The organism is Skermanella sp., from assembly GCF_059503625.1.
Window position 1 is genome coordinate 1 of sequence record NZ_JCACHA010000521.1, and the last position, 2,099, is coordinate 2,099.

General features: G+C 62.1%; 3 protein-coding genes. 2 read left to right on the forward strand and 1 reads right to left on the reverse strand.

The features are described 5' to 3' along the window. The first annotated feature begins 137 nt into the window (after window positions 1-137). Window positions 138-350 (forward strand): hypothetical protein, encoded by a 213-nt coding sequence (locus AC5JJ6_RS11165; protein ID WP_496042101.1) that lies wholly within the window; start codon window positions 138-140, stop codon window positions 348-350. Here AC5JJ6_RS11165 and AC5JJ6_RS11170 read toward each other — a convergent pair. Beyond that, the gene (locus tag AC5JJ6_RS11170; protein ID WP_496042102.1) at window positions 347-685 is read right to left on the reverse strand and encodes a cupin domain-containing protein; all 339 of its coding nucleotides are present in this window, start codon (window positions 683-685) and stop codon (window positions 347-349) included. The genes AC5JJ6_RS11165 and AC5JJ6_RS11170 overlap by 4 nt on opposite strands. A gap of 175 nt (window positions 686-860) precedes the next feature. On the opposite strand from AC5JJ6_RS11170, the gene AC5JJ6_RS11175 reads away from it, so the two are divergent. Then, a complete protein-coding gene (locus tag AC5JJ6_RS11175) occupies window positions 861-1,649 on the forward strand; it encodes a class I SAM-dependent methyltransferase (protein ID WP_496042103.1) in 789 nt (262 codons plus the stop codon). Window positions 1,650-2,099 lie beyond the last annotated feature (450 nt).

A 2,099-nucleotide genomic window follows, 5' to 3' on the forward strand; every position in this document is an offset into this window, starting at 1 on the left:
CGATCCTCGGGTGACCGGCGTGATTCCAGTTGATGCGGCACCTCAGCATCCGATCGTAACGGCTTGATAAACAGCGATTCTTATCATATGGTCCGGCCCCATCAAGCGTTTCCCATTTTCCATAGGGCAGAACACCGATGCGCGCTTTCGAAGGCCAGCATTCCGACAACGTCGCCATCAAGCGGAGCCGCGACCAGAAGATCCTTCTGCTCCGGCAGCTCCGTGAGCAGTTCGGCGCGTTGAAGCCGACCGTGGCTCCTGGCATCCGCGCCGCGATGGCCAAGCGCATCTCGGACCTCGAAGGCGAACTGGGCGGCGGTGCGACGCCTGCCAAGGGGCGGAAAGCTTAAGGAAGGGACTGCTTGCCGTCGTAGAAGACGGCAAGCCAGACAGTGGGTTCGTCAGGGGCGGTCGATGCCACCCGGTGACGGCGGTGGGCCGGAATGTCGACGTGGTCGCCGGGAGTTAACCTCAGAGGTTCGGCTTCGCCTTCGAACTCCAGCACGGCCGCTCCCTTGAGGAGCAGAACCCACTCCGCCTCGTCCTGATCGTACCAGAAAGATGGCGGAGAGGCGTGGCCGTGGGAGACGATACGCTCGACCCTCACCGAGCGGGAGTTCAGGATGGTCTGGAAGCTTTCTTCATCCAATTTGTCCGGTATGTCGGTCAACACGTTGATATACATCAATAATCCTTCCTGGTTTCACAAAAGTATTGCTGCGGCGCACCATTCGAGACATACCCAATTGCCTCAGCTTTGCTCAGGCAATTGTGAAGACTTGGCTACACGAAGAGTTTTATCGTCGGTATTGTATCGGCTGTAGCTTAGCCCTCGACAAGACGCATGCAGGATGCCGTGGATGGATCAGGCTTTGACAGCGACCCGAGTTCGAGACCTGAAGCCTGAGACCGCGCGCCGGTGGCTCGACGAGTGGAACCGTCAGCAGGAAGGCTATGTCCGCTTCCGGGACTGCCGGTTCGAGATCATAGCCGACGCGCTGACCGCCTCCGGTCTGGTGGCTCCGGTCATCCTCGATCTCGGCTGCGGCCCCGGCAGCCTGGGCGACCGCTTGGCGGCCCGCCTGCCCGGCGCCGAGATCGTCGGGCTCGACTACGATCCTGTGCTGCTGACGCTGGCCCGGGTTCTCCACGCCGACAATCCCGACCGGAGCTGGATCGAACTGGACATGCGCCGGCACGACTGGGTCGAATACCTGGAGGGCCGGCAGTTCGACGCCGTGGTCAGCACGACGGCCCTGCACTGGCTGGGCGCTCCCAACCTGATGCGCGTCTATCAGGACCTTACCAGGGTGCTGGCGCCCGGCGGCGTCTTCGTCAACGGCGACATCTGCTCCTACGACCAGACCCAGCCGACGCTGCGGCGGATGGCGGCGGCGTCGATCAAGGCCAACCGCGCGACCGCGCAAACCGAGGGCGCCCACGACTGGGTCGGCTGGTGGAACGGAATCGCAGAGGTGCCCGAGCTGGCCGCCGCCGTCGCCGAAAGGCACCGGCGATTCTCCAACCTTCCGCCCAAGCAGGAGATGACGATGGAATTCCATCTGGCCGCCCTGCGGCAGGTCGGGTTCCGCGAGGTCGGCTGCATCTGGCGCTATCTCAGCGACTATCTTGCGCTTGCCCTGCTCTGAGACTGCGCCCTGACCTTTCGGTCAGAAAATTTCGGTCGGAAACAAAATTACTCTTGCATTTCCGCGCGAAGAGAGTATTTCAACGGTCGTTGACGCACCCGCACGTGCCGCTGGCCCTTTGAGGTTATGCAACGACGTACCGCGTCCTTTTTGGCAGAACCGGTCAACAGTGGGCCGGTCCCGAGAGGGAGGTCAGTATGGTTGCTATCGGCCAAAGGGCGTTAGCACGGTAGCTATCGGGCAAATCCGCCGACGCTAATCAGATCCCGCACACCGCTTGTTTTCGCGGTGCCGGCGCGTCGCCCGATTTGCCGCACATCCCCACAATTCGTCCTTTCCCGCAGCCATCCGGCTGTAGGGGCTCGTTTTGACTTCTTGGGCCTGCCGGCGTCGCCGCGGCCTTCGAGAGGATGCGTCATGGCTCAGATTCGTTTCCGTTCCGCCGTTTCC